Origin of the sequence: Streptomyces sp. DG2A-72, assembly GCF_030499575.1 — a bacterium.
GTDB lineage: Bacteria > Actinomycetota > Actinomycetes > Streptomycetales > Streptomycetaceae > Streptomyces.
Genome location: NZ_JASTLC010000001.1, coordinates 2,273,246 through 2,296,504, shown reverse-complemented (window position 1 = coordinate 2,296,504; position 23,259 = coordinate 2,273,246). Strand labels below are relative to the sequence as shown.

The following is a 23,259-nucleotide window of genomic DNA, read 5'->3' as shown; positions in this document are numbered from 1 at the left end:
CACTCTTGACTCGATCATGAACTGTCATGAGCCTGGCATCTGTTCGCTGCTGTGGCGACTTTTGCTAGGGGGGTTCATGAGACATAGAGCGAGATCGATCCTCGCTGTCGGCACGCTCCTGATCGGTGGAGCGAGCATCGCACCCATCGCCCAGGCGCAGAGCGGTAGTTCGTCCTCCGGAGGGGACGAGGTCAAGGTCTTCCGCGCCGACGTCACCCAGCAGCAGGTACCCCTGCTGCTGGCCACCGGCCAGGACGGCCACGAACTCGGCGAGCGGGTGCCCGACAAGGGCACGGCCACCGTCGAGGTCTATCTCACCGACCAACAGGCCGACAAGCTCGAGAAACAGGGCGTCGGCCTCACCGAGCACGCGCTCTCCGGCAAGGCAGAGGCCCGCGTCGAGGCCGCGGCCGAGGGCGTGTTCCGGCCGTACAGCTCAGACGGCGGACTGCGGCAGGAGATCCTCGCCACCGCACGGGCCAACCCGGGCCTGACCAAGGTCGTCTCCATCGGCAAGTCCATCAACGGCCAGGACATCCTGGCGCTGAAGCTCACCAAGAACGCCAAGAAGACGAAGGACGGCGCCAAGCCCTCCGTCCTCTATCTCTCCGCCCAGCACGCGCGCGAGTGGATCACCCCGGAGATGACCCGGCGGCTGATGCACCACTATGTGGACAACTACGCCACCGACAAGCGCATCAAGAAAATCGTCGACACGACGGAACTGTGGTTCGTCCTCACGGCCAACCCCGACGGCTACGACTACACCTTCGAGAACTCCGACAACCGCCTGTGGCGCAAGAACCTGCGGGACGTCAACGGCGACGGCGTCATCAGCACCGGCGACGGCGTCGACCTCAACCGCAACTTCGCCTACAAGTGGGGCTACGACGACGAGGGTTCGTCCCCCAACCCCACCAGCCAGACCTACCGTGGCGCGGCCCCGAACTCCGAGCCCGAGACCCGTGCCCTGGACGCCTTCGAGCGGCGGATCGGATTCGAGTACGGCATCAACTACCACTCCGCCGCCGAACTCCTCCTCTACGGAGTCGGCTGGCAGGTCGCCACATCCACCCCGGACGACGTGGTGTACGAGGCCCTCGCCGGCACGCCGGAGAACTCCGCGATCCCCGGCTACCACCCGCAGGTCTCCTCGGAGCTGTACACCACCAACGGCGAGTCCGACGGCCATGCGGCGAACGTCAACGGCATGGCGATGTTCACCCCCGAGATGTCGACCTGCGAAGCCGCATCCAGCGTCGACCCCGACGACCAGTGGAATCCGGACGACTGTCAGTCGATCTTCACCTTCCCGGACGACGAGACCCTGATCCAGCAGGAGTTCGCCAAGAACATCCCCTTCGCGCTCTCCGTCGCCGAGTCCGCCGCCCACCCCGACCAGCCGTCCTCCTCGGTCGGCCTGAAGGCCGCCGACTTCACCCCGGCCCCGCTCACGACGTCGTACTCCCGCGGCGCCGCCCAGGAAGTCTCCGTCGTCGCACGGAAGTCGGTGCGCGACAAGGAGCTCAAGTACCGCGTCAACGGCGGCCGTACCCGGGACAACGCTCTGCGGCCCTGGAAGGGCGGAGAGACCTACGGCGGTGAGGACAACATCCACTTCGACGAGTACCGGGCGAAGGTCCGGGACGGCGAGCCCGGCGACAAGGTCGAGGTCTGGTTCACCGGCAGGACCAGGAGTGGAAAGACCGTCTCCAGCAAGCACTTCACCTACACGATCGCCGAACGGCCCAGGGCCGACACGCTCGTTGTCGCCGAAGAGAGCGCGGCCGCCACGCAGGCCAAGACCTACGTCGACGCGCTGAAGGCCAACGGCCGCAGGGCGATCGTCTGGGACGTCGCCACCCAGGGCGCGCCCGACGCGCTCGGCGTGCTCAGCCACTTCGACACGGTCGTCCACTACACGGGCGCCGGCGTCCCCGGCAACGCCACCCAGCTCCAGCTGCGCGCCTTCCTCAACGAGGGCGGCAAGCTGATCGAGGCGGGCGAGCAGGCCGGCGGCTCCGTCGACCTCGGAGGCGGCACCCTGTCGAACGACTTCAGCCAGTACTACCTGGGCGCCTACACCCGTACGTCCCTGCCGGACGCCACGTCCTTCCAGGGCTCCGGCCCGCTCGCGGGCGCCACCACACCGCTGGGCGGCGCTCCCGGCAACCCGCTGAACGCGGCCGGGTCCTACAGCGTCACCTCCGACACGCTGCCCGTGGAGACCTTCCCGCAGTTCGAGAGCGCGGGAGCGGGCGCCTACCCCGGCACCGTCAATCCGTACGGCCCGTACGAAGGCGCCTCCATGGCCGCCGTCACGCACAGCGACTACGCCTGGAACCGCCTCACCCGCACCATCGACCTCACCTCGGTGAGTGCGTCCGAAAATCCAACTCTGCGGACCAGGCTGCTCTGGGACACGGAGAAGGGCTACGACCACGCCCTCCTGGAGGCGCACACGGCCGGTGCCGACGACTGGACCACGCTCCCGGAGGCAGGCGGCGCGACCAGCACGGCGGTGCCCGCCGAGTGCGACGCCGGGTACTTCATCCAGGCGCATCCCGCCCTCAAGCGGTATCTGACGCTCGCCGGAGGGGCCTGCACGGCCACCGGCACGTCCGGTTCCTGGAACAGCTTCACCGGGTCGTCGACCGGCTGGCAGGAGGTCTCCTTCGACCTCTCCGCGTACGCCGGCAAGAAGGTCGAGGTCTCCCTCGGCTACGTCACCGACCCCGGCAGCGGTGGGCGCGGCGTCCTCGCCGACAACGTGTCCGTCGTGATCGGCGGCAACGCGGCTCAGACCGAGGGCTTCGAGACGTCGCTGGGTGCCTGGACCACCCCCGGACCGCCCGCGGGCAGTCCCGCGGTGGTCAAGGACTGGGGACGCGCGGGCGAGCTGTTCAAGACGTACGGCGCCGTGACCACGGACGACACCGTGCTGCTGGGCTTCGGTCTGGAGCACGTCACCGCGCCCATCGGCCGTACGACCCTGATCGGCAAGGCGCTGGAGGCGATCGAGGGGTGAACCGGCCGGTCAACGGTGACCGGCTCTCCGTAGCGAAATCGAGTGATCTGTGAGTGATCACGTCTCTCGGTCGGGGCGGTCCGTACCCCTACTGGTGGGTACGGACCGCCCTGCCGTGTATGGGGCATCTCGATGTCACCACCGAGGCCGCAGGGAGGTAGGGTCGTAGGCGGTCGGGGACATCCCATACAGCTCGCCGGTCTCGAAACCGGCGTACCAACGAGGAGATCGGTTCGTGACGATCCGCGTAGGCATCAACGGCTTTGGCCGCATCGGTCGTAACTACTTCCGCGCGCTGCTGGAGCAGGGTGCAGACATCGAGATCGTGGCTGTCAACGACCTGGGTGACACCGCGACCACCGCTCACCTGCTGAAGTACGACACGATCCTGGGGCGCCTCAAGCAGGAGGTCACCCACACCGCCGACACGATCACCGTCGACGGCCACACGATCAAGGTGCTCTCCGAGCGCAACCCCGCCGACATCCCGTGGGGCGAGCTGGGCGTCGACATCGTCATCGAGTCGACCGGCATCTTCACCAAGAAGGACGACGCCGCGAAGCACATCGCGGGCGGTGCGAAGAAGGTCCTCATCTCGGCCCCGGCCAAGGACGAGGACATCACCATCGTGATGGGCGTCAACCAGGACAAGTACGACCCGGCGAACCACCACGTCATCTCCAACGCCTCCTGCACCACCAACTGTGTGGCGCCGATGGCCAAGGTCCTCGACGAGAACTTCGGCATCGTCAAGGGTCTGATGACGACGGTGCACGCGTACACGAACGACCAGCGCATCCTGGACTTCCCGCACAAGGACCTGCGCCGCGCCCGTGCCGCCGCGGAGAACATCATCCCGACGACCACCGGTGCCGCCAAGGCCACCGCCCTGGTCCTGCCGCAGCTGAAGGGCAAGCTGGACGGCATCGCGATGCGGGTCCCGGTCCCGACCGGCTCGGCCACCGACCTCGTCGTGGAGCTGTCCCGCGAGGTCACCAAGGACGAGGTCAACGCCGCCTTCAAGAAGGCCTCCGAGGGCGAGCTGCAGGGCTACCTGTCCTACACCGAGGACGAGATCGTCTCTTCCGACATCGTCAGCGACCCGTCGTCCTGCACCTTCGACTCCTCCCTGACCATGGTCCAGGAGGGCACGTCGGTGAAGATCCTCGGCTGGTACGACAACGAGTGGGGCTACTCCAACCGCCTCGTCGACCTCACGGTCTTCGTCGGCAACCAGCTCTGATCCACAGAGCAGGCACCTCGATGTGAACGCAGGGCTCGGGCAGCGCAGGGACGCGCCGTCCGAGCCCTGACTCACGTACAGATCAGCACTCTTGGACCACCAGCCCTCCCAGGAGCCCTCTTCATGAAGACGATCGACGAACTCCTCGCCGAAGGCGTGGCCGGCCGGCGGGTCTTCGTCCGCGCCGACCTGAACGTCCCGCTCGACAGCGGCACCATCACCGACGACGGCCGCATCCGCGCCGTGCTGCCCACCGTGAAGGCCCTCGCGGACGCGGGCGCCAAGGTCGTCGTCGCCTCGCACCTGGGCCGCCCCAAGGGCGCCCCGGACCCGGCCTTCTCCCTCGCCACTGCCGCCTCTCGCCTAGGTGAACTCCTGCGCAGGGGCGTGGCGTTCGCGACCGACACGGTCGGCGAGTCCGCGAAGTCCGTGGTCGCGGGCCTCCACGACGGCGACGTCGCCGTCATCGAGAACCTGCGCTTCAACGCCGGCGAGACCTCCAAGGACGACGCCGAGCGCGGCGCCTTCGCCGACCGGCTCGCCGCCCTCGCCGATGTCTACGTCGGCGACGGCTTCGGCGCCGTCCATCGCAAGCACGCCTCCGTGTACGACCTCCCGGCCCGCCTGCCGCACTACGCCGGCTACCTCATCGCCACCGAGGTAGGTGTCCTGAAGAAGCTCACCGAGGACGTCCAGCGGCCCTACGTCGTCGCGCTGGGCGGCGCCAAGGTCTCCGACAAGCTCGCCGTCATCGACCAGCTGCTCGCCAAGGCCGACCGGCTGCTCATCGGCGGCGGCATGGCGTACACCTTCCTCAAGGCCAAGGGCTACGAGGTCGGCATCTCCCTCCTCCAGGAGGACCAGGTCCCGGCCGTCAAGGAGTACATCGAGCGTGCGGAGAAGAGCGGCGTCGAGCTGGTACTCCCCGTCGACGTGCTGACCGCCACCGAGTTCCCGGACCTGAAGACCAAGGCACCCGCGAACCCCACCACCGTCGCCGCGAACGCGATGCCCGCCGACCAGATGGGCCTGGACATCGGTCCGGAGTCCCGCAAGCTGTACGCCTCGAAGCTCGCCGACGCCGCCACCGTCTTCTGGAACGGCCCCATGGGCGTCTTCGAGCACCCCGACTACGCCGAGGGCACCAAGGCGGTCGCCCAGGCACTCGTAGAGTCCAAGGGCTTCACCGTGGTCGGCGGCGGCGACTCCGCCGCGGCCGTGCGCACCCTGGGCTTCGACGAGACCGCATTCGGCCACATCTCGACCGGTGGCGGCGCCTCCCTCGAATACCTCGAGGGCAAGACGCTCCCCGGCCTCGCCGCACTGGAGGACTGACCCTTTATGAGCACGCGCACGCCGATCATGGCGGGCAACTGGAAGATGAACCTCAACCACCTCGAGGCCATCGCGCACGTCCAGAAGCTCGCCTTCGCCCTGGCCGACAAGGACTACGAGGCCGTCGAGGTCGCCGTCCTGCCGCCCTTCACCGACCTGCGCTCCGTGCAGACCCTGGTCGACGGCGACAAGCTCAAGATCAGGTACGGCGCCCAGGACATCTCGGCGCACGACTCCGGTGCCTACACCGGCGAGATCTCCGGCCCGATGCTGGCCAAGCTGAAGTGCACGTACGTGGCGATCGGCCACAGCGAGCGCCGGCAGTACCACGCCGAGACCGACGAGATCGTGAACGCCAAGGTCAAGGCCGCCTACAAGCACGGCCTGACCCCGATCCTGTGCGTCGGCGAGGAGCTGGAGGTGCGCGAGGCGGGCAACCACGTCACGCACACGCTCGCCCAGGTCGAGGGCGGCCTCAAGGACCTCTCCGCCGAGCAGGCCGAGTCCGTGGTCATCGCCTACGAGCCCGTCTGGGCCATCGGCACCGGCAAGGTCTGCGGAGCCGAGGACGCCCAGGAAGTCTGCGCCGCCATCCGCGGCAAGCTCGCCGAGCTGTACACCCAGGAGCTGGCCGAGCAGGTCCGCATCCAGTACGGCGGCTCCGTCAAGGCGGGCAACGTGGCCGAGATCATGGCCCAGGCCGACATCGACGGCGCGCTGGTCGGTGGCGCCTCGCTGGACGCCGACGAGTTCGTCAAGATCGTGCGCTTCCGCGACCAGTGAGTATGCGGTAGCGGCGGAACGTCGTACCCTTGCGGGGGCACAGCCCGGTGGCTGTGCCCCTGTCGTCCATCCAGATCCGAGGAAGTTGGTCCAGCCGTGGTTATGGGGTTCTCGATCGCCCTGATCGTGTTCAGCGGTCTGCTGATGCTGCTGGTGCTGATGCACAAGGGCAAGGGCGGCGGCCTCTCCGACATGTTCGGTGGCGGCATGCAGTCGTCCGTCGGCGGCTCCTCGGTCGCCGAGCGCAACCTCGACCGCATCACCTTGGTGGTCGGGCTGCTCTGGTTCGCGTGCATCGTTGTGCTCGGCCTTCTGATGAAGGTGAACAACTGATCGGCACGCACATTCCGTACGTAAGGCCCCATGTTCGGTACGCGCAGCTGAGCGCGGCCTATCATGGGGCTTGCGTCTAGGTGTGAGGGCTGTAACTCCAATCACTGGACGCGCGTTGGGCCTTACGTAGACTGAGGCGCTCGCAGCGAAGCGAAACGCCGACTCGCTTCGCGGCACCATCACGCAGGGAGTTACGACCGTGGCAAGTGGCAACGCGATCCGAGGAAGCCGGGTCGGGGCGGGGCCGATGGGCGAGGCCGAGCGGGGCGAGTCCGCGCCCCGGCTGCGCATCTCCTTCTGGTGCTCCAACGGGCACGAGACGCAGCCCAGCTTCGCCAGCGACGCGCAGGTCCCCGATACCTGGGACTGCCCGCGCTGCGGCTTCCCCGCAGGACAGGACCGGGACAACCCGCCGGACCCGCCGCGCACCGAGCCGTACAAGACGCACCTCGCGTATGTACGGGAGCGGCGCAGCGACGCTGACGGCGAGGCGATCCTCGCCGAGGCACTCGCCAAACTGCGGGGCGAAATCTAGGAGTTGAGGACCGGCCGGGTACCGAGAGGTGCCTGGCCGGAGCTGTTTGCGGGCCGCCGGGCCTCCGCTCCCGGGCCGATTGTCAGTGGTGCCCTCTACGGTTTGTGCATCGGGCGAATCGTGAGGGGGAGACGTGGCGATGGTCGTGACGGGGGACAGGTGTGCGCCGACGTGGCGCGGGGGGTTCGGGCGGCTGTGGAGTGCCGCCGTGCTCTCCAGCTTCGGTGATGCGCTGCGTACGGCCGCGCTGCCGCTGCTCGCCGCGACACTGACCGACCGGCCGATGCTGATCGCCGCGGTGACCGCCTGTGGCTATCTGCCCTGGATCGTCTTCGGGCTGCTGGGCGGAGCCGTCGCCGACCGCGTGGATCAGCGGCGCGCGATGTGGATGGTCGATGCGGTACGAGGGCTGCTGGTCGCCTCCTTCGCGGCGGCCGTGGCTCTCGGACACGCCTCGATCGCCCTGCTGATCGCGCTGGCCTTCGCTCTGACCACCCTCCAGACCCTCTTCGACAACGCGTCGACGGCTTTGCTGCCCGCCCTGGTGGACCGCGCGGCACTCGGCAGCGCGAATGCGCGCCTGATGACCGGGCAGCGCCTCGCGGGCGGTCTGCTGGGCGCGCCGGTCGTGCCACTGCTGATCACGGCCGGAGCGGCGGTGCCCTTCGCGGCCGACGCGGTCACCTATCTCGTGGCGGCCGCACTGGTCGCCACCCTGCGGACCGCCCCACCCGAGCGAAAGCCAAGACCGGCGGGCAGCACCCTGCGCCGGGAGATCGCGGAAGGGCTGCGCACCCTGTGGCGGGACCGGGCCCTGCGCGGCCTGTGCGCCGCGACCGCCCTGTGCAACATCGGTATGGGCGCCCTCATCGCCACGCTGGTGCTCCTGGTGACGGGCTGGCTGGACGCGGGCACCACGGGATACGCGGTGGCCATGACGGCGTACACGGTCGGCAGCCTGGCCGGCGGAGTGGCCGGAGGACCGTTGATCGCCCGGGTGGGGCGGGTCCGCGGGGTGCTGCTCGCCGGGATCGTGCAGATCGGCGCGCTCATGGTGATGGGCTCGGTGCGCAGCCTCGTCGGGCTGGCCACGGCGCTGGCCGTGTTCGGATTCATGGGCATGGTGTGGAACGTCAACACCACGACCCTGATGCAGCAGCGCAGCCCCGCCGAACTGCTGGGCCGGGTCAGCTCCGCCTTCCGCACGGTCGGGGTCGCCGGGGCACCACTGGGCGCCCTGCTCGGCGGAGCCGTCGCCACCACCTGGGGACTGAACACCCCGGCCCTGCTCGCGGCGGCCTTCTTCGTCCTGTCCGTCACCGCGCTGATACCCGCGCTCAAGGTGAACGTACTTGTTGTTGCACCGCACGACGACACCACGACAGCTCACGTCACGCGCTGATCAACTAGGTTGGGACCGGCAGCGGGGCAAGGTACGCAGGCAGGACAGGTAGGAAAGAAGGCTGAAGTCCGAGATGAACGCAGAAAGCCGTACCCGGCTCAACCAGAAGCCCGAGTGGACCGCGCTGGCCAAGCACCGCGAGGAACTCGGCGAGGTGCAACTGCGCGAGCTGTTCGCCGCCGACCCCGGCCGCGGCTCCGGCTACACGCTCCAGGTCGGCGACCTTTATGTCGACTACTCCAAGCACCTCGTCACCGACGAGACGCTGCGGCTGCTGCGTGAGCTGGCCGCTGCCACGGATGTGTCCGGCCTCCGTGACGCCATGTTCCGCGGTGAGAAGATCAACACCACCGAGAACCGCGCCGTGCTGCACACCGCGCTGCGCGCGCGGCGGGACGCGGTGATCGAGGTCGACGGGGAGAACGTGGTCCCCGGTGTGCACGCCGTGCTCGACAGGATGGCCGACTTCGCCGAGCGGGTCCGTTCCGGCGCCTGGACCGGCCACACCGGCAAGCGCATCAAGAACGTGGTCAACATCGGCATCGGCGGCTCCGACCTCGGCCCGGCGATGGCGTACGAGGTGCTGCGCAGCTACACCGACCGCGACCTGACGGTCCGCTTCGTGTCGAACGTGGACGGGGCCGACCTGCACGAGGCCATCTGTGACCTGGACGCCGCTCAGACGCTGTTCATCATCGCCTCCAAGACGTTCACCACGATCGAGACGATCACCAACGCGACCTCGGCCCGCAACTGGCTGCTGGGTGAGCTGAAGGCCGGTCAGGAAGCCGTCGCCAAGCACTTCGTGGCGCTGTCGACCAACGCCGAGAAGGTCTCCGACTTCGGTATCGACACGGCCAACATGTTCGAGTTCTGGGACTGGGTCGGCGGACGGTACTCGTACGACTCGGCGATCGGCCTGTCCCTGATGATCGCCATCGGGCCGGACCGGTTCCGGGAGATGCTCGACGGGTTCCGGATCGTCGACGACCATTTCAAGAGCGCGCCCGCCGACGCCAACGTGCCGCTGCTGCTGGGCCTGTTGGGCATCTGGTACGGCAACTTCCACGACGCCCAGTCGCATGCGGTGCTGCCCTACAGCCACTACCTGTCCAAGTTCACCGCCTACTTGCAGCAGCTGGACATGGAGTCCAACGGCAAGTACGTCGGGCGGGACGGTCTTCCGGTGGAGTGGCAGACCGGGCCGGTCGTCTGGGGCACGCCCGGCACCAACGGGCAGCACGCCTACTACCAGCTGATCCACCAGGGCACGAAGGTGATCCCGGCCGACTTCATCGGTTTCGCCGAGCCGGTCGCCGAACTGAGCGACGAACTGGGGGCGCAGCACGACCTGTTGATGGCGAACTTCTTCGCACAGACGCAGGCGCTGGCCTTCGGCAAGACGCCTCAGGAGGTGCGTGCCGAGGGTGTGCCCGAGGAGCTGGTGGCGCACAAGACGTTCCTGGGCAACCACCCGACGACCACGATCCTCGCGCGCGAGCTGACCCCGTCGGTCCTCGGCCAGCTGATCGCGCTGTATGAGCACAAGGTGTTCGTGCAGGGCGCCGTCTGGAACATCGACTCCTTCGACCAGTGGGGCGTCGAACTCGGCAAGGTCCTCGCCAAGCGCGTCGAGCCCGCCCTCACCGAAGGCGCGGACGTGCCCGGCCTGGACGCGTCCAGCAAGGCACTGGTCGCCAAGTACCGGGAGCTGCGCGGCCGGCAGTGACCGCGATGCGGGCAGCGGACGGCGCGCGGCCGTCCGCTTCCGCTGAGCCGGCTCCGCCGCGGCTCTACGCCACGGCGCTCAGGGTGTCGGCGAGTCGGCGGCCGGCCGCGCGGGCTGCGGGCAGGGCGGCGCAGTTCGGCAGCAACATCGACGTACTGGCACCGGGCGCCTTTGTGTCGCTGATCGTGCCCGTCGTGGTGTTCTTCGCGTTCCAGCGGCACTTCGTGCAGGGGGTGATGGCGGGGTCGGTCAAGTGGGGCCGGGTATGCGGAAGGCCCCAGGTGGATCCACCTGGGGCCTCCGAAGGGCTGTGCTCAGGGCGAAGCCGGCGGATACAGCGAGCGCGGCAGCTGGGACGCCGCCGCGGCGTCCAGCAGCCACAGGGTGCGCTGTCTGCCGTAGGCACCCGCCGCCGGAGCCTGGACCTCGCCCGCGCCGGACAGGGCGATCGCCGCGGCGTTCGCCTTGTCCTCGCCGGCCGCCAGCAGCCATACCTCGCGGGCCGCGCGGATCGCGGGGAGCGTGAGGGTGACCCGGGTGGGCGGGGGCTTGGGGGCGCCGTGGACGCCGACCACCGTGCGTTCGGTCTCGCGTACGGCGGGCAGTTCCGGGAAGAGGGAAGCGACGTGGGTGTCCGGGCCGACGCCCAGCATCAGGACGTCGAACGTGGGCACGGCGCCGTGGTTCTCCGGGCCCGCGGCACGGGCCAGTTCCTCGGCGTAGGCGGCGGCTGCCGCCTCCGCGTCGGCGCCGTGCGGACCGTCCGAGGCGGGCATCGCGTGCACCCGCTTCGGGTCGAGCGGAACCGCGTCCAGCAGCGCCTCGCGGGCCTGCGTGACATTGCGCTCGGGGTCGCCCTCGGGCAGGAACCGCTCGTCGCCCCACCACAGGTCGAGTCGGCCCCAGTCGACGGCGTCCCGGGCGGGGGCGGCGGAGAGCGCGGCGAGCAGACCGTTGCCGTTGCGGCCACCGGTGAGCACGACCGACGCGGAGCCGCGCGAGGCCTGGGCGTCCACGATCTTCGTGATCAGCCGGGCCGCGGCGGCCTGCGCCATCAGTTCCTTGTCGCGGTGCACGACGAGTTGCGGGGTGCTCACTTCGCTGCCGCCTTCTTCACCGGTGCCTCCGCCGTCGCGTCTTTCGCGGGAGCCTTGGCAGCCGACTCGACGGGAGTGCGGACCGCTTCTCCTTTGGCCGGAGAGTCTCCTTTGGCAGGCGACTCCTCGGCAGGCGACTCCTCCGCCTCGGCCACGGCGGCCTCGGCCAAGGCAACGGCCTGCTCGGCCTTGGCCACCGCGGCCTCGGCTCCCCGAACCGCCGACCTGGGCGCCGCGTTCAGCCGCTCCACCCCGAACCGCAGCGCCGACGCATATGTGTCGTCCGGGTCGAGCCGCCGCAGCTCCTCCGCGATCAGCTCGGCCGTCTCCCGCCGCTTCAGCGCCACCGCACGGTTCGGCTGGCCCTCGATGGACAGGGTCGCCAGGGAGCCGTCCGCCCGGTCCAGGACGATCGGGCCGCAGTTGGTGTCCATACGGACGGCCGTCAGACCGGGGCCCGACGACAGCGACCGCTTCACGGGGACGTCCAGCCGGTCCGCGAGCCACATCGCCAGCAGCTCGCAGCTCGGGTTGAACTCCTCGCCCTCCACCTCGACGGCTTTCACCTCGCAGACGACCTGGTCCAGGGCCGCGGCCAGCATCGAGCGCCAGGGCGTGATGCGGGTCCACGACAGATCCGTGTCGCCGGGAGCGTAGGTGTCGGCGCGGGCGCTGAGTTCCCGTACGGGCTGCTCGGCGGCGTAGGTGTCGGTGACCCGGCGCTGCGCCAGGGCGCCCAGCGGGTCGTGGGCCGGGTCGAGCGGTGCGTTGACCGGCCACCACACCACCACCGGCGCGTCCGGCAGCAGCAGCGGCAGGACGACGGACTGGGCGTGGCCCACCACCTCGCCGTACAGCCGCAGCACCACCGTCTCGCCGGTACCGGCGTCCGCGCCCACCCGCACTTCGGCGTCCAGACGGGAGGCCGTACGGTCGCGCGGGGAGCGGGAGACGCGCTTGATGACGACCAGCGTGCGCGAAGGGTGCTCGTGCGACGCGTCGTTGGCGGCCTTCAGGGCGTCGTAGGCGTTCTCCTCGTCGGTGACGATGACCAGGGTGAGGACCATGCCGACGGCGGGCGTGCCGATGGCGCGGCGGCCCTGGACGAGCGCCTTGTTGATCTTGCTGGCCGTGGTGTCCGTGAGGTCTATCTTCATGGCCGGCGCCAGCTCCGTCCGTCTCGTTCGAGCATGTCGTCCGCCTCGACGGGTCCCCACGTTCCGGCCTGGTACTGCGCGGGCCTGCCGTTGCTGTCCCAGTACTCCTCGATCGGGTCGAGGATCTCCCAGGACAGCTCGACCTCCTCGGTGCGCGGGAAGAGGTTGGAGTCGCCGAGCAGGACGTCCAGGATCAGCCGCTCGTACGCCTCCGGGCTCGACTCCGTGAACGACTCGCCGTACGCGAAGTCCATGGAGACGTCCCGGATCTCCATCGAGGTGCCGGGCACCTTGGAGCCGAAGCGGACGGTGACGCCCTCGTCGGGCTGGACGCGGATGACGATCGCGTTCTTGCCCAGCTCCTCCGTCGCCGTGTGGTCGAACGGGGAGTGGGGCGCGCGCTGGAAGACGACCGCGATCTCGGTGACGCGGCGGCCGAGCCGCTTGCCGGTGCGCAGATAGAAGGGGACGCCCGCCCAGCGGCGGTTGTCGATCTCCAGCTTGATCGCGGCGTAGGTGTCGGTTTTCGAGTGGGGGTCGATGCCCTCCTCCTGGAGGTACCCGACCGCCTTCTCGCCGCCCTGCCAGCCCGCCGCGTACTGCCCGCGGACGGTGTCCCGGCCCAGGTCCTTCGGCAGCCGCACCGCGCCGAGCACCTTGGTCTTCTCGGCGGCCAGCGCGTCCGCGTCGAAGGAGGCGGGCTCCTCCATCGCGGTGAGCGCCATCAGCTGGAGGAGGTGGTTCTGGATGACGTCACGGGCGGCGCCGATGCCGTCGTAGTAGCCCGCACGGCCGCCGATGCCGATGTCCTCGGCCATCGTGATCTGGACGTGGTCCACGAAGGACCGGTTCCAGATCGGCTCGAACATCGTGTTGGCGAAGCGCAGCGCCAGGATGTTCTGGACGGTCTCCTTGCCCAGGTAGTGGTCGATACGGAAGACCTGGTCCGGGGCGAAGACCTCCTCGACGGTCGAGTTGAGTTCCTCGGCCGACTTCAGGTCGTGGCCGAACGGCTTCTCGATGACCGCGCGCCGCCAGGAACCGCTCGTCTGGTCGGCGAGGCCGTGCTTCTTCAGCTGCTGGATGACCACCGGGAAGGAGCGCGGCGGCACCGACAGATAGAAGGCGAAGTTGCCGCCCGTGCCCTGGGCCTTGTCCAGCTCCTCGATGGTGGCGCGCAGCCGCTCGAACGCGTCGTCGTCGTCGAAGGTGCCCTGGACGAAGCGCATCCCCTGGATGAGCTGCTGCCAGACCTCCTCACGGAACGGCGTACGGGCGTGCTCCTTGACGGCGTCGTGGACCTCCTGCGCGAAGTCCTCGTTCTGCCACTCGCGGCGCGCGAAGCCGACCAGGGAGAAGCCCGGCGGAAGCAGACCCCGGTTGGCGAGGTCGTACACGGCGGGCATCAGCTTCTTCCGGGACAAATCGCCCGTGACACCGAAGATGACCAGGCCCGACGGCCCCGCGATACGCGGGAGCCGTCGGTCGGCGGGGTCACGAAGCGGATTCGCTCCGGAACCGGAAAGGGGAGACAAGGTGTCAGCCCTCCGAGGGGGCGAGGCGGTCGAGGACCGCCTCGGTCGACTTGAGCAGGTCGTTCCAGGACGCCTCGAACTTGTCGACGCCCTCGTCCTCCAGCACCTGGACCACGTCGTCGTACGCGATCCCGAGCGCCTCGACCGCGTCGAGGTCGGCGCGGGCCTGCTCGTAGGTCCCGGCGATGGTGTTGCCGGTGATCTCGCCGTGCTCCTCGGTGGCCTGGAGGGTGGCCTCCGGCATGGTGTTCACCGTGTTCGGGGCGACCAGGTCGTCGACGTACAGGGTCGGCTTGTACGCCGGGTCCTTCACGCCGGTCGAGGCCCACAGCGGACGCTGCTTGTTGGCGCCCGCGTTCTCCAGCGCGCTCCAGCGGTCCGTCGAGAAGACCTCCTCGTACGCCTGGTAGGCCAGACGCGCGTTGGCGACGGCGGACTTGCCGCGCAGCGCCTTGGCCTCGTCGGTGCCGAGGGCGTCGAGCCGCTTGTCGATCTCGGTGTCCACGCGGGACACGAAGAAGGAGGCCACCGAGTGGATCAGGGAGAGGTCCAGGCCCTTGGCCTTGGCCTTCTCCAGGCCCGCCTGGTAGGCGTCCATGACCTCGCGGTAGCGCTCCAGCGAGAAGATCAGCGTGACGTTGACGCTGATGCCGTTGCCGATCACCTCGGTGATCGCCGGCAGGCCCGCCTTGGTGGCCGGGATCTTGATGAGTGTGTTCGGGCGGTCCACCAGCCAGGCCAGCTGCTTGGCCTCGGCGATCGTCGCCTTGGTGTTGTGCGCCAGCCGCGGGTCGACCTCGATCGAGACCCGGCCGTCCTGGCCGCCGGTGGCGTCGAAGACCGGGCGCAGGATGTCGGTGGCGTCGCGGACGTCCGCCGTGGTGATCATGCGGACGGCCTCTTCGACGGTGACCTTGCGGGCGGCGAGGTCCTCGAGCTGCTGCTCGTAGCCGTCGCCGCTGCTGATCGCCTTCTGGAAGATGGTCGGGTTGGTGGTGACGCCCACGACGTGCTGCTCGTCGATCAGTTCGGCGAGGTTGCCGGACGTGATCCGCTTGCGCGACAGGTCGTCCAGCCAGATCGCGACGCCTTCATCGGAGAGGCGCTTCAGTGCGTCTGTCATGGAAAATGCATCTCCTACGTGTCGTATGTGAGCGTCAGCGCTGGACTGCGGCGATCGATTCCCGCGCTACGGCGGCCACGTTCTCGGCAGTGAACCCGAACTCGCGGAAAAGGACCTTGCCGTCGGCCGAAGCACCGAAGTGCTCCAGGGAAACGATGCGACCGGCGTCCCCGACGTACTTGTGCCAGGTGAGTCCGATCCCGGCCTCGACCGCCACACGCGCCTTCACGGAAGGCGGCAGGACGCTGTCCCGGTACCCCTGGTCCTGCTCCTCGAACCACTCCACGGACGGCATGGACACGACCCGCGTCGGCACCCCGTCGGCCTCCAGCTGCTCGCGCGCCTCGACGGCGACGTGCACCTCGGAACCGGTCGCGATCAGGATGACCTCCGGCGTGCCCGTGGACGCCTCGAACATCACGTAACCACCGCGCGCGGCATCCTCGTTGTGCTCGTACGTCGGCACGCCCTGACGGGTCAGCGCGAGACCGTGCGGGGCGCCCTTGCCGAAGACCTTGGTGTAGCGCTTGAGGATCTCGCGCCAGGCGATGGCGGTCTCGTTGGCGTCGGCCGGCCGCACGATGTTGAGGCCGGGGATGGCGCGCAGCGAGGCGAGGTGCTCGACCGGCTGGTGCGTCGGGCCGTCCTCGCCGAGACCGACGGAGTCGTGCGTCCACACGTACGTCACCGGCAGGTGCATCAGGGCCGACAGACGGACGGCGTTGCGCATGTAGTCGGAGAAGACGAGGAACGTGCCGCCGTAGATACGGGTGTTGCCGTGCAGCGCGATGCCGTTCATCTCCGCGGCCATGGAGTGCTCGCGGATGCCGAAGTGGATGGTCCGGCCGTACGGGTCGGCCTCCGGGAGCGGGTTGTCCGCCGGGAGGAACGACGACGTCTTGTCGATGGTCGTGTTGTTGGAGCCGGCCAGGTCGGCCGAGCCGCCCCACAGCTCGGGGATGACCGCGCCGAGCGCCTGAAGGATCTTGCCGGACGCGGCGCGCGTGGCGACGCCCTTGCCCGCCTCGAAGACCGGGAGCTTCTCCTCCCAGCCGGTCGGCAGTTCGCCCTTGCTGATGCGGTCGAACTCGGTGGCGCGCTCCGGGTTGTTGTTGCGCCACTCCTGGAACGACTTCTCCCACTCCGCCTTGGCCTGCCGGCCGCGCTCGATGGCGCCGCGGGTGTGGTTGAGGACCTCGTCCGAGACCTCGAAGGACTGCTCCGGGTCGAAACCGAGGACGCGCTTGGTGGCGGCCACCTCGTCGTCGCCGAGCGCCGAGCCGTGCGCGGCCTCGGTGTTCTGCGCGTTCGGGGCGGGCCAGGCGATGATCGAGCGCATCGCGATGAAGGACGGCTTGTCCGTCACCTGCTTCGCGGCCTCGATGGCGTTGTAGATGGCGTGCGGGTCGAGGTCGCCGTCCGGCTTCGGGGCGACGCGCTGCACGTGCCAGCCGTACGCCTCGTACCGCTTGACGGTGTCCTCGGAGACGGCGGTCTCGGTGTCGCCCTCGATCGAGATGTGGTTGTCGTCCCACAGCAGGATCAGGTTGCCGAGCTGCTGGTGACCTGCCATGGAGGAGGCCTCGGCGGAGATGCCCTCCTGGAGGCAGCCGTCACCGGCGACGCAGTAGACGAAGTGGTCGAAGGGGGAGGTGCCCTCGGCGGCCTCCGGGTCGAACAGACCGCGTTCGTAGCGGGCGGCCATCGCCATGCCCACCGCGTTGGCGACGCCCTGGCCGAGCGGGCCGGTGGTGGTTTCCACGCCGGTGGTGTGGCCGTACTCGGGGTGGCCCGGGGTCTTCGAGCCCCACGTCCTGAAGGCCTTCAGATCGTCCAGCTCCAGGCCGAAGCCGGCCAGGTACAGCTGGGTGTAGAGGGTCAGGGACGAGTGCCCGGCGGACAGCACGAAGCGGTCGCGTCCGGTCCAGTCGGCGTCCGCCGGGTCGTGCCGCATCACCTTCTGGAAGAGGGTGTAGGCGGCGGGCGCCAGGCTCATCGCCGTACCGGGATGGCCGTTGCCGACCTTCTGTACGGCATCGGCGGCCAGGACGCGGGCGGTGTCGACGGCCCGCTGGTCCAGCTCGGTCCACTCGAGGTCTGTGGTGGTCGGCTTGGTGCTCACCCTGGGTCAGGGCTCCTCTCCACATGTCACGCATGTCGGAACGTCACGCATGTCGCCATGCCGGTGCATGTCATGCACATCGATTGCCGGTGCTCTGCACGCCCCGGCCGTTGTCGAGCCTACCCCCGCCAGTACGCGCGTTTTTTCGAGTCATTCCAGACTGCCGGGGCAGCCCCGGATCCGCCTCCCGACCGGTCCGTTTCGTGCTCGGCATCTGAATACGGAGCCGCTCGTAGGAGTGCTCAATCGAGTGCCCCGGGGCTCGTCCACAGGCGCCGCTCAACACGACCCCACCCCCGCGAATGTCCGGGTCTGGGCAACGTCTACAGTGGCGTGGTACGCGCGAGCCTTTACCGGGACTTCACACGGTTCAGGCTTGCTGGGATGTCTCTGTCAGGGGTGTGCGTGACGGCCGTTGAATCCCGTCCTGCGGGGGTAATCGGGGCGAGCCAGAACCCGAGCCGGCGGCCGGTAGGGGCCCGGGTCAAGGCGTTCGTGGCGCTGACCAAGCCGCGGATCATCGAGCTGCTGCTGATCACCACCGTTCCGGTGATGTTCCTCGCCGAGCAGGGCGTTCCGGACATGAAGCTGGTCCTGCTCACCTGCGTCGGCGGCTACCTCTCCGCGGGCGGCGCCAACGCGCTGAACATGTACATCGACCGTGACATCGACGCGCTCATGGACCGCACCTCGCAGCGCCCCCTCGTCACCGGCATGGTCAGCCCGCGCGAGTGCCTGGTCTTCGGCATCACCCTGGCCGTCGTCTCGACACTGCTCTTCGGTCTGGCCGTCAACTGGCTGTCCGCCTGGCTGTCGCTGGGCGCACTCCTCTTCTACGTCGTCGTCTACACGATGATTCTCAAGCGCCGTACCTCACAGAACATCGTGTGGGGCGGCATCGCCGGCTGCCTTCCGGTCCTCATCGGCTGGTCGGCCGTCACCAACTCCATGTCGTGGGCGCCGATCATCCTCTTCCTCGTCATGTTCTTCTGGACGCCGCCGCACTACTGGCCGCTGTCCATGAAGGTGAAAGAGGACTACGCGCGCGTGGGCGTGCCGATGCTGCCGGTCGTCGCCAGCAACAAGGTGGTCGCCAAGCAGATCGTCCTCTACAGCTGGGTGATGGTCGCGGTGTCCCTGCTGCTGACCCCGCTCGGCTACACGGGCTGGTTCTACACGCTGGTCGCGCTGCTGGCCGGCGGCTTCTGGCTCTGGGAGGCGCACGGTCTGCAAAGCCGTGCCAAGGCCGAGGTGACGGGCGCGAAGCTCAAGGAGATGCGGCTGTTCCACTGGTCGATCACCTATGTGTCGATCCTCTTCGTCGCGGTCGCGGTGGACCCGTTCCTGCGCTGACGTACGCGTCACACGCCCCTGGTCTCGCCAGCTGATCTACCCGTGAGTAGCATCCTGACCATGGCAGACACGCAGCAGGTTGACGCGAAGGCCGAGCGCAAGGTGGCCCGGCTCGCCCAGCAGATCAGCACCTTCTCCAAGGCCCACGGCGGCGCCGAGGCGCAGGTCGCCTACCTCGGCGAGCGCGGCGCCCGTATCGTCCTCGTCGGTGAGGACGGCGGCTGGGGCGACCTGGTGGCTCCCTCGTACGAGATCGCCCAGAAGGCGGTGGAGAAGTCCGGGATCACGGTCCACGAGGACTTCGACGGGGAGTTCGCGGCGAAGGTGACGACGGGCACGTACGAGTGGAAGCGGATGGCGGGCATCCAGCTCGGCGGTTGACCAGCGCGCCCAAGGGGCGCGGAGCTGTATCAATATGCGGCTCCGCTGCGTGAGCATGACCAGCCACTGACGCCCCGCAGCCGCCGATTCACCGTTCTCCCCACGAGGGTCGCCCATACGACGAGTTTCCCGGCAGCGACACCTATACGCCGGTTCACCCGTTAGGCCGTTCAAGCGCCGCACGGTGGGAGCCCGGATGATCGAGACGCCGTCCCTCGTGGACCAGTACTGCCATGGCGTACTGCGGACAGAGCTGGGCCTTGGCACCTTCGAGGCGCAGCTGGCCCGTACCGAGGGCCCGCCCGCGCCCGGCACCACCCTCTTCGACACCCAGACCGGGTTCGCCGTACGGCGTTGGTGCCCCCCGCTGCTCGGCCTGGAACCGCACTGTCCGCCCGCCCGCTATCTCGCCCGGCGCCGTGAACTCGGCGTACTGGAATCGGGCCGCAGGCTGCTGCGCGGCAGCGGCATCACGACGTATCTGATCGACACCGGGCTGCCCGGCGACCTCACCGGCCCCGACGAGGTGGCGTCCGCCGCGTCCGCCGAGGCGCGCGAGATCGTACGGCTGGAGCTGCTCGCCGAACAGGTCGCCGACACGTCCGGCACGGTGGAGTCGTTCCTCGCCAACCTCGCCGAATCGGTGCACGGAGCCGCCGGGAGTGCCGTCGCCTTCACGTCCGTGGCAGGTGTGCGGCACGGGCTGGCGCTGGCGCCCGAACCGCCGGGGCCGGGGGAGGTGCGCGGCGCGGCGGGGCGCTGGCTGGCGGGGCGGCGGGTCGGCGGGGAGCTGAGCGACCCGGTGCTGCTGCGGCACCTGCTGTGGATCGCGGTGGCGTCGGGGCTGCCCCTTCAGCTGCATGCCGGGCTCGGCGAACCGGGTTTACGCATCGACCGCACCGACCCCGTCCTGCTCACGGACTTCGTACGGGCCACCGCGGGCCTGGGCACGGACCTCGTCCTGCTGCACAGCTACCCCTACCACCGGCACGCAGCCCACCTCGCCGGCGTCTTCCCGCACGTCTACGCCGACTCGGGTGCCGCCCTGGTCCGCACCGGCGCCCGCGCCGCGACCGTCCTCGCCGAGATCCTCGAACTGGCCCCCTTCGGCAAGATCCTCTTCTCCAGCGGGGCCCAGGGGCTGCCGGAGCTGCATGTCGTCGGGGCACGGCTGTTCCGCGAGGCGCTCGGGCGGGTGCTGGGCGGCTGGGTGGCCGAGGGGGCGTGGTCGCTGGCGGACGCGCAGCGGGTCGCGGGGCTGATCGCGGCCGGGAACGCGCGGCGGGTGTACGGGCTGGAGTGAGCGGACGTACGAGGTGAGCGTCAGGCCCTGGTCAGGGCCGCCTCGGCCGCCGGGCCCGGCACATCCACAACGCCCTCGGGCCGCTCCCGCAGGGCCAGCAGCACCCTCAGCGTCCCGATCCACACCAGGCACGAGCCGAACATATGGGCGCCGACCAGGATCTCGGGCAGGTTCGTGAAGTACTGGACATACCCCAGCACGCCCTGCGACAGCAACACCACGAACAGCTCCCGCGTGCGATGCAGCGGGCCCTTGGGGGCGTCGACCGCCTTGAGTACGAACCACAGGGCGAAGGTCAGCGTCACCACGATCCAGGCCAGCACGGCGTGCACCTTGCTGACGTCCTCCCAGCCCATGCCCATCGGCAGATGCATGCGCGGCACGTCGCTGGAGTCGCCCGCGTGCGGACCCGTGCCGGTGACCACCGTGCCGACGGCGATCAGCAGCACGGTGACACCCACCAGGACCCACACCAGCTGCTGCACCACCTTGCCGACCAGCGGACGCGGCACCCCGTCGCCCTCCCGCGTGCGCTGCCACATCACGGTGGCGATCGCGATCAGGGCCGAGGACAGGAGGAAGTGGGCGGCGACCGTGTACGGGTTGAGGCCGACCAGCACCACGATGCCGCCGAGCACCGCGTTGCCCATCACGACCCAGAACTGAGCCCACCCCAGCCGGGTCAGGCTGCGCCGGTACGGCTTCTCGGAACGCGCGGCGATGATCGCCCAGCCGACGGCCGCGCACAGCGCATACGTCAGCATGCGGTTGCCGAACTCGATGACGCCGTGCAGGCCCATCTCGCTGGTGGTGGTCAGCGAGTCGGCGGTGCACTTGGGCCAGGTCGGACAGCCGAGGCCCGAGCCGGTCAGCCGCACCGCGCCGCCGGTCACCACGATGACCACCGACATGACGAGCGCGGCGAGGGCCGCCCGCTGAACCGTCCGGGGATTCGGGGTCCAGCGTGCGGCGATGAAGGCGAGCGGGTTGCGCACGGCGGCTACGGCGTCGGCGGGGGTCACGTTTGGCACGGACCCATCGTAGGGGGCCGCTTGTGCACACATTCACGAGGGTCCACCGGACGCCTACTCCCAGCGGAAGAACTTCCCCGCCGCCCCCAGCCCCACAACCGCCCACACCGCCAGAATCCCCAGGTCGGCCCACGGCATCCCGGCCCCGTGCTGCAGCACGTCCCGCAGTCCGTCCGACAGCGCGGAGATGGGCAGCAGCCCGAGCACGTCCTGGGCGCCGGAGGGGAACTTGTCCAGCGGGACGATGACCCCGCCTCCCACGAGGAGCAGCAGGAACACGAGATTCGCCGCGGCCAGCGTCGCCTCCGCCTTCAGCGTGCCCGCCATCAGCAGGCCCAGCCCCGAGAAGGCGGCCGTGCCGAGGAGCAGGAGGAGGAGTACGGCCAGGGGGTTGCCGTGCGGGGACCAGCCGAGGGCGAAGGCGATCACTGTCAGCAGGGCGATCTGCAGGACCTCGGTGACCAGCACCGACGCCGTCTTCGCCGTCATCAAGCCCCAGCGGGGGAGCGGGGAGGAGGCGAGGCGCTTCAGGACGCCGTACCGTCGCTCGAAGCCCGTCGCGATCGCCTGTCCCGTGAACGCCGTCGACATCACGGCCAGCGCGAGGACGCCGGGGGCGAGGAAGTCCACGGCCTCGCCCGCGCCGGTGTCGACGATGTCCACCGTGCTGAACAGGACCAGCAGCAGCGTCGGGATGACGACCGTCAGCAGCAGCTGCTCGCCGTTGCGCAGCAGCATCTTGGTCTCCAGCACCGCCTGCGCCGCGATCATGCGGGGGAGGGGGGCGGCGCCGGGCTTCGGCGCGTACGCGCCCACGGTCGTCGTCATGAGCGCAACTCCTTGCCCGTGAGCTCCAAGAACACGTCCTCGAGCGTGTGCCGCTCCACCGAGATCCGGTCCGGCATCACGCCGTGCTGGGCGCACCAGGACGTGACCGTCGCGAGCAGTTGGGGATTCACCTTGCCGGCGACCCGGTAGGAGCCCGGGGTCAGTTCGGCGGCGGTGCAGTCGACGGGCAGGGCCTTGAGCAGGGAGCCCACGTCCAGACCGGGGCGGCCGGTGAAGCGCAGTGTGTTCTCGGCGCCGCCGCGGCACAGCTCCTCGGGCGTGCCCTGAGCGATGACCCGGCCCGCGTCCACGATCGCGACGTCGTCGGCGAGCTGCTCGGCCTCGTCCATGTAGTGGGTGGTGAGGATGACCGAGACACCGTCCGTGCGCAGGTCGCGCACCAGGTCCCAGGTCGCGCGGCGGGCCTGCGGGTCGAGGCCCGCTGTCGGCTCGTCCAGGAACACCAGTTCAGGGCGCCCCACGACGGCCATCGCCAGTGCCAGGCGCTGCTGCTGGCCGCCGGACAGCCGGCGGTACGTCGTCCGTCCGCAGCCGGCGAGCCCGAGCCGCTCGATCAGCCCGTCCACGTCCAGTGGGTGCGCGTGCAGCTTCGCCACGTGCCGCAGCATCTCGTCGGCCCGCGCACCGGAGTAGACGCCGCCGGACTGCAGCATCACGCCGATACGGGGGCGCAGCGCGGCCGACTGCCGCACCGGGTCGAGGCCCAGGACGCGCACCCTGCCGGAGTCCGGTTTCCGGTACCCCTCGCAGGTCTCGACGGTCGTCGTCTTGCCCGCGCCATTGGGTCCGAGCACGGCGGTCACACCCGCATGGGCCACCAGGTCGAGGCCGTCCACCGCGGTCTTCGTGCCGTACCGCTTCGCCAGGGCCTGGACCTGGACCACGGGCTCACTTCGCATGGGTCCAGAGTCTAGGTACGG

At 69.4% G+C, this 23,259-nt stretch carries 19 protein-coding genes and 1 pseudogene; 12 read left to right on the top strand and 8 right to left on the bottom strand.

From position 1 onward, the window contains the following. The first annotated feature begins 76 nt into the window (after positions 1-76). The 9 genes and pseudogenes from QQY66_RS10955 to QQY66_RS10915 form a co-directional block, all read left to right on the top strand. Entirely contained in the window at positions 77-3,028 is a 2,952-nt protein-coding gene (locus tag QQY66_RS10955; RefSeq protein ID WP_301978958.1) for a M14 family metallopeptidase, read from the top strand. A gap of 235 nt (positions 3,029-3,263) precedes the next feature. Next, positions 3,264-4,271 (top strand): type I glyceraldehyde-3-phosphate dehydrogenase, encoded by a 1,008-nt coding sequence (gene gap / locus QQY66_RS10950; RefSeq protein ID WP_186281558.1) that lies wholly within the window; start codon positions 3,264-3,266, stop codon positions 4,269-4,271. Positions 4,272-4,394: 123 nt separating this feature from the next. Then, complete coding sequence (gene pgk, locus QQY66_RS10945; RefSeq protein ID WP_301978956.1) at positions 4,395-5,606, top strand: phosphoglycerate kinase; 1,212 nt, start codon at positions 4,395-4,397, stop codon at positions 5,604-5,606. 6 nt (positions 5,607-5,612) lie between these two features. Then, positions 5,613-6,389: a triose-phosphate isomerase gene (gene tpiA / locus QQY66_RS10940; protein WP_301978955.1), complete on the top strand. Its 777-nt coding sequence runs from the start codon at positions 5,613-5,615 to the stop codon at positions 6,387-6,389. Positions 6,390-6,491: 102 nt separating this feature from the next. Further along, on the top strand, positions 6,492-6,722 hold the full coding sequence (secG, locus tag QQY66_RS10935) for a preprotein translocase subunit SecG (RefSeq protein ID WP_210576005.1): 231 nt from the start codon (positions 6,492-6,494) through the stop codon (positions 6,720-6,722). Positions 6,723-6,921: 199 nt separating this feature from the next. Continuing rightward, entirely contained in the window at positions 6,922-7,257 is a 336-nt protein-coding gene (locus QQY66_RS10930; RefSeq protein ID WP_003957010.1) for an RNA polymerase-binding protein RbpA, read from the top strand. Positions 7,258-7,396: 139 nt separating this feature from the next. Continuing rightward, complete coding sequence (locus QQY66_RS10925; RefSeq protein WP_301987267.1) at positions 7,397-8,659, top strand: MFS transporter; 1,263 nt, start codon at positions 7,397-7,399, stop codon at positions 8,657-8,659. Between the two features lie 73 nt (positions 8,660-8,732). Then, positions 8,733-10,388 carry a glucose-6-phosphate isomerase gene (gene pgi, locus QQY66_RS10920; protein WP_301978954.1) on the top strand — a complete coding sequence of 552 codons (1,656 nt, stop codon included), beginning with the start codon at positions 8,733-8,735 and terminating at the stop codon, positions 10,386-10,388. Positions 10,389-10,519: 131 nt separating this feature from the next. Further along, positions 10,520-10,642 (top strand): annotated as a pseudogene (locus QQY66_RS10915) (carbohydrate ABC transporter permease); the annotation flags it as partial. 60 nt (positions 10,643-10,702) lie between these two features. On the opposite strand, the gene pgl reads toward QQY66_RS10915, so the two are convergent. From pgl to tkt, 5 genes are read right to left on the bottom strand one after another with little or no spacing between them, the layout of a single operon-like run. Beyond that, positions 10,703-11,485, bottom strand: coding sequence for a 6-phosphogluconolactonase (gene pgl, locus QQY66_RS10910; protein WP_301978953.1), 783 nt, complete (start codon positions 11,483-11,485; stop codon positions 10,703-10,705). Then, positions 11,482-12,642 carry a glucose-6-phosphate dehydrogenase assembly protein OpcA gene (gene opcA / locus QQY66_RS10905; protein ID WP_301978952.1) on the bottom strand — a complete coding sequence of 387 codons (1,161 nt, stop codon included), beginning with the start codon at positions 12,640-12,642 and terminating at the stop codon, positions 11,482-11,484. Before opcA ends, pgl begins: the two co-directional genes overlap by 4 nt. Next, on the bottom strand, positions 12,639-14,177 hold the full coding sequence (zwf, locus tag QQY66_RS10900; protein ID WP_301978951.1) for a glucose-6-phosphate dehydrogenase: 1,539 nt from the start codon (positions 14,175-14,177) through the stop codon (positions 12,639-12,641). Before zwf ends, opcA begins: the two co-directional genes overlap by 4 nt. A gap of 4 nt (positions 14,178-14,181) precedes the next feature. Continuing rightward, positions 14,182-15,300: a transaldolase gene (gene tal, locus QQY66_RS10895; protein WP_301978950.1), complete on the bottom strand. Its 1,119-nt coding sequence runs from the start codon at positions 15,298-15,300 to the stop codon at positions 14,182-14,184. Positions 15,301-15,334: 34 nt separating this feature from the next. After that, positions 15,335-17,422: a transketolase gene (gene tkt, locus QQY66_RS10890; RefSeq protein WP_301978949.1), complete on the bottom strand. Its 2,088-nt coding sequence runs from the start codon at positions 17,420-17,422 to the stop codon at positions 15,335-15,337. A gap of 399 nt (positions 17,423-17,821) precedes the next feature. Here tkt and QQY66_RS10885 point away from each other — a divergent pair, with 399 nt between their 5' ends. The 3 genes from QQY66_RS10885 to QQY66_RS10875 all read left to right on the top strand — a co-directional run bounded on the left by QQY66_RS10885 (position 17,822) and on the right by QQY66_RS10875 (position 20,459). Continuing rightward, complete coding sequence (locus QQY66_RS10885; RefSeq protein WP_367667076.1) at positions 17,822-18,775, top strand: heme o synthase; 954 nt, start codon at positions 17,822-17,824, stop codon at positions 18,773-18,775. A 60-nt stretch (positions 18,776-18,835) separates the two neighbouring features. Beyond that, positions 18,836-19,156: a hypothetical protein gene (locus QQY66_RS10880; protein WP_301978947.1), complete on the top strand. Its 321-nt coding sequence runs from the start codon at positions 18,836-18,838 to the stop codon at positions 19,154-19,156. Positions 19,157-19,352: 196 nt separating this feature from the next. Further along, positions 19,353-20,459 carry an amidohydrolase family protein gene (locus tag QQY66_RS10875; protein ID WP_301978946.1) on the top strand — a complete coding sequence of 369 codons (1,107 nt, stop codon included), beginning with the start codon at positions 19,353-19,355 and terminating at the stop codon, positions 20,457-20,459. Between the two features lie 20 nt (positions 20,460-20,479). Here QQY66_RS10875 and QQY66_RS10870 read toward each other — a convergent pair whose 3' ends face one another. From QQY66_RS10870 to QQY66_RS10860, 3 genes are read right to left on the bottom strand one after another with little or no spacing between them, the layout of a single operon-like run. Further along, complete coding sequence (locus tag QQY66_RS10870) at positions 20,480-21,523, bottom strand: heme A synthase (RefSeq protein ID WP_367666965.1); 1,044 nt, start codon at positions 21,521-21,523, stop codon at positions 20,480-20,482. Between the two features lie 21 nt (positions 21,524-21,544). After that, positions 21,545-22,318, bottom strand: coding sequence for an ABC transporter permease (locus QQY66_RS10865; RefSeq protein WP_301978944.1), 774 nt, complete (start codon positions 22,316-22,318; stop codon positions 21,545-21,547). Then, the gene (locus QQY66_RS10860) at positions 22,315-23,238 is read right to left on the bottom strand and encodes an ABC transporter ATP-binding protein (RefSeq protein WP_301978943.1); all 924 of its coding nucleotides are present in this window, start codon (positions 23,236-23,238) and stop codon (positions 22,315-22,317) included. Before QQY66_RS10860 ends, QQY66_RS10865 begins: the two co-directional genes overlap by 4 nt. Positions 23,239-23,259 lie beyond the last annotated feature (21 nt).

Coding starts and splice junctions, on each gene's coding strand:
- QQY66_RS10955 (WP_301978958.1), top strand. CDS start 77: ATGAGACATAGAGCGAGATCGATCCTCGCTGTCGGCACGCTCCTGATC.
- pgk (WP_301978956.1), top strand. CDS start 4,395: ATGAAGACGATCGACGAACTCCTCGCCGAAGGCGTGGCCGGCCGGCGG.
- tpiA (WP_301978955.1), top strand. CDS start 5,613: ATGAGCACGCGCACGCCGATCATGGCGGGCAACTGGAAGATGAACCTC.
- secG (WP_210576005.1), top strand. CDS start 6,492: ATGGGGTTCTCGATCGCCCTGATCGTGTTCAGCGGTCTGCTGATGCTG.
- QQY66_RS10925 (WP_301987267.1), top strand. CDS start 7,397: ATGGTCGTGACGGGGGACAGGTGTGCGCCGACGTGGCGCGGGGGGTTC.
- pgi (WP_301978954.1), top strand. CDS start 8,733: ATGAACGCAGAAAGCCGTACCCGGCTCAACCAGAAGCCCGAGTGGACC.
- opcA (WP_301978952.1), bottom strand. CDS start 12,642: ATGAAGATAGACCTCACGGACACCACGGCCAGCAAGATCAACAAGGCG.
- tal (WP_301978950.1), bottom strand. CDS start 15,300: ATGACAGACGCACTGAAGCGCCTCTCCGATGAAGGCGTCGCGATCTGG.
- QQY66_RS10880 (WP_301978947.1), top strand. CDS start 18,836: ATGGCAGACACGCAGCAGGTTGACGCGAAGGCCGAGCGCAAGGTGGCC.
- QQY66_RS10875 (WP_301978946.1), top strand. CDS start 19,353: ATGATCGAGACGCCGTCCCTCGTGGACCAGTACTGCCATGGCGTACTG.
- QQY66_RS10870 (WP_367666965.1), bottom strand. CDS start 21,523: ATGTGTGCACAAGCGGCCCCCTACGATGGGTCCGTGCCAAACGTGACC.
- QQY66_RS10865 (WP_301978944.1), bottom strand. CDS start 22,318: ATGACGACGACCGTGGGCGCGTACGCGCCGAAGCCCGGCGCCGCCCCC.
- QQY66_RS10860 (WP_301978943.1), bottom strand. CDS start 23,238: ATGCGAAGTGAGCCCGTGGTCCAGGTCCAGGCCCTGGCGAAGCGGTAC.